The 2,919-nt window shown below is 63.6% G+C and carries 4 protein-coding genes; all 4 read left to right on the plus strand.

Going from position 1 to position 2,919, the window contains the following annotated elements; genetic code table 11:
- On the plus strand, nt 1-603 hold a 603-nt coding region (locus ACLPJJ_RS12315), incomplete at its 5' end, for an outer membrane beta-barrel protein (RefSeq protein WP_443591267.1).
- Nucleotides 591-1,343, plus strand: a complete 753-nt coding sequence (locus ACLPJJ_RS12320) for a WecB/TagA/CpsF family glycosyltransferase (protein WP_443591268.1) — start codon at nt 591-593, stop codon at nt 1,341-1,343. The genes ACLPJJ_RS12315 and ACLPJJ_RS12320, both read left to right, overlap by 13 nt.
- A gap of 48 nt (nt 1,344-1,391) precedes the next feature.
- Nucleotides 1,392-1,676, plus strand: a complete 285-nt coding sequence (locus ACLPJJ_RS12325) for a hypothetical protein (protein WP_443591269.1) — start codon at nt 1,392-1,394, stop codon at nt 1,674-1,676.
- The coding region (locus ACLPJJ_RS12330; RefSeq protein ID WP_443591270.1) for a class II fumarate hydratase at nt 1,676-2,919 on the plus strand (1,244 nt) is incomplete at its 3' end. The genes ACLPJJ_RS12325 and ACLPJJ_RS12330, both read left to right, overlap by 1 nt.

The raw sequence follows: 2,919 nt of genomic DNA on the forward strand, positions 1-2,919 counted from the left end.
GACCTCGACCGCCGTGACATCCGCGAGGCGCTCACGCTCACCTACGCGCCAGGCGGACCTCTCCAATATGTGATGCGCCTTCATGCGACTCAGTCCGATTACAAGACCGCTTATTTCGCTGCCAATACCAACGAGATTCTCGCCGGCGTGGAGGATAAAGCCGATGGCCTGTGGACCGTCTCGCTGCTCGCCGGTGCGGCGCAGCGCAATTCGCGCGATATCGGAGCTTCTGCGCCGGTACTGGAAGGACGGCTAGATTGGCGGCCCACGGGGCTGGATCAGGTTCAGCTCGTCGCGGTACGGGAAATAGACGATCCGGACGAGATCAGCGCCACGCCATATAGACTAACACAGCTAACGCTTTCGTTATCTCACGCGCTTCTCGAAAACGTTATTGTCAATGGTGTCGCGAAAATTTCAAACGTAGCGTATATGAAAGAAAATTCACGGGAGACGCTGTTCACTGGCAGCATGGAGATGAAATGGTATTTGACGCCGAGCCTAGCCTTCAATGGCATGTACCAGTTCAACAACCGTCAGGCCAATTATCTCTCGGCCGCCAGCGAGCATATTTTAACCTTGGGGTTAGAATGGATGCCCTGAACCCTCCTGTTATTTCCTTGCTGGATATTGATTTCAGCAATGTCTCGCTGGAATCTGTTCTTGCACGGCTGCTGGCCAGGCCGCCGCAGGCGCGCTTCGCCTATGTCGTCACGCCGAATGCCGATCATATCGAGCGGCTGCTTCGCGTTCGCCGGCTGCGCGGCGTGTATCAGCGCGCCATGCTGTGCCTGCTGGATTCCTACCTCATCGCCTTAACGGCGAAACTTCTCTCTTTGCCGCAACCGGAAGTCGTTTCCGGGGCGGATTTAACCGAAGCCCTGCTGCCGAAGCTCGAGGGATTTCGCGTTGCCATCGTCGGCCTGAAGGACGCGGACTTCGCCATGCTGGCGGCGCGCTACCCGGGCATCGAGTTCGTGCATCATCAGCCGCCCATGGGACTGCTGCACAATAGCGAGGCGTTCAACGAGGCTGTCGATTTCGTCTGCGCCGCCCGCGCGCCCTTCACCTTTTTCGCGGTCGGTTCGCCGGTGCAGGAACTGCTGGCCTTTGCCGTCTGCGGCCGGCCCGAGGCCGTGGGCGCAGGGCTGTGCATCGGCTCGGCCCTGCGTTACGCCGCCGGGGCGCTCAGCCGCGCTCCGGTATGGATGCGCCATAGCGGGCTGGAGTGGCTCTACCGTCTGGCGCAGGACCCGCTGCGTCTGGCGGGGCGCTACCTCATCTCCGACCCCAAGGCGCTGGTGGCGATGGCCGTGGTGGCGGTCCGGAAAAAAATCCGCTGATTTTTTCTTCAGGCGGCGCTACCATGCCAAGGCGCACTTGGAGGTTGGATGGTGGAATTCGCCCCGGAGAAACGCAAACACAGCGACGATTCCCTCTGGGCCGTCGTTGCCATCGTTGGCCGTGTCATCCGCATCGCTGAAGTCTTCCCCAACCGAAACGCCGCGTTGAGCGACCAGGCCTGGCGCGAGGCGGAGGTGCGCGCCTATTCCGGGTTTCTGGAGCGGACGGGGCAGAATGTCCCGCGCTACACCGTCAGGCCGATCCGCCGCACGGATCTCCCGCGGCGCTGGAAGCCGCTGCCAGCACTCGGCTTTCTGAACGGGAATTTGTGATGGGCACGACACGTATCGAGCATGATGCGCTGGGCGAGGTGGCGGTCTCCGCCGACCGACTCTGGGGCGCGCAGACCCAGCGCAGCCTGGAAAACTTCGTTATCGGCCGGCGCAACTACGTGTGGGGCAGGGCGGTCATCCGAAGTTTCGGCATCCTGAAAAAAGCCGCCGCCCAGGCCAATCTGGCTCTCGGCCAGCTGCCTGAGGCCAAGGCCAGCCTCATCATCGCCGCCGCGCAGGAGGTGATCGACGGCAAATGGGACGGCGAATTCCCGCTCGTCGTGTTCCAGACCGGCTCGGGGACCCAGAGCAACATGAACGCCAACGAGGTGATCGCCAACCGCGCCATCCAGATGGCGGGCGGGGTGCTGGGCAGCAAGACGCCCATAAACCCGAATGATGACGTGAACCACAGCCAGTCCTCCAACGATACCTTCCCCACCGTCATGCACATCGCGGCGGTGGAGGCGCTGCACGGAGCGCTGTTCCCGGCGGCGCGGAGGCTGGCCAGTGTGTTCGCCGCCAAGGCGGCGAATTACGCGGGTGTGGTGATGACCGGGCGGACCCATCTGCAGGACGCCACCCCGGTCACGCTCGGGCAGGTCATCTCCGGCTGGCAGGTGCAACTCGCCGCCGCGCTGGTGGGGCTGGAGGCCACGCTGCCCGGGCTGTACGAGCTGGCCATCGGCGGCACGGCGGTCGGCACGGGGCTGAACGCCCACCCGGATTTCGGCGCCAAAGTGGCGGAATTCGTGGCCCAGGAGACAGGCCATCCGTTCCGCACCGCCCCCAACAAATTCGCCGCCCTCTCGGCGCATGACGCGCTGGTCGCGGCCTCCGGCGCAATGCGCGTGCTGGCCGGGGCGGCAATGAAAATTGCCAACGATGTCCGCTGGTATGCCTCCGGCCCGCGCACCGGCATCGGCGAGTTGCTGATCCCGGAAAATGAGCCCGGCTCCTCGATCATGCCAGGTAAGATCAACCCCACCCAGTGCGAGGCCCTTACCCAGGTGGCCGTGCAGGTGTTCGGGCTTGACCACGCCATCGCCTTCGCCGGCAGCCAGGGCAATTTCCAGCTCAACGCCTACAAGCCGATCATTTTGTTCAACGTGCTGGAATCGGCCGAGCTGCTGGCCGAGGCGTCGCGGTCTTTCACCGCCAATTGCGTGCGCGGGATCGCGGCCAACGAGGCGCGCATCGCCGAGCATCTACGCGGATCGCTGATGCTGGTGACGGCGCTGTC

The organism is Acidocella sp., from assembly GCF_052326845.1.
Classification (GTDB): Bacteria; Pseudomonadota; Alphaproteobacteria; order Acetobacterales; family Acetobacteraceae; genus Acidocella.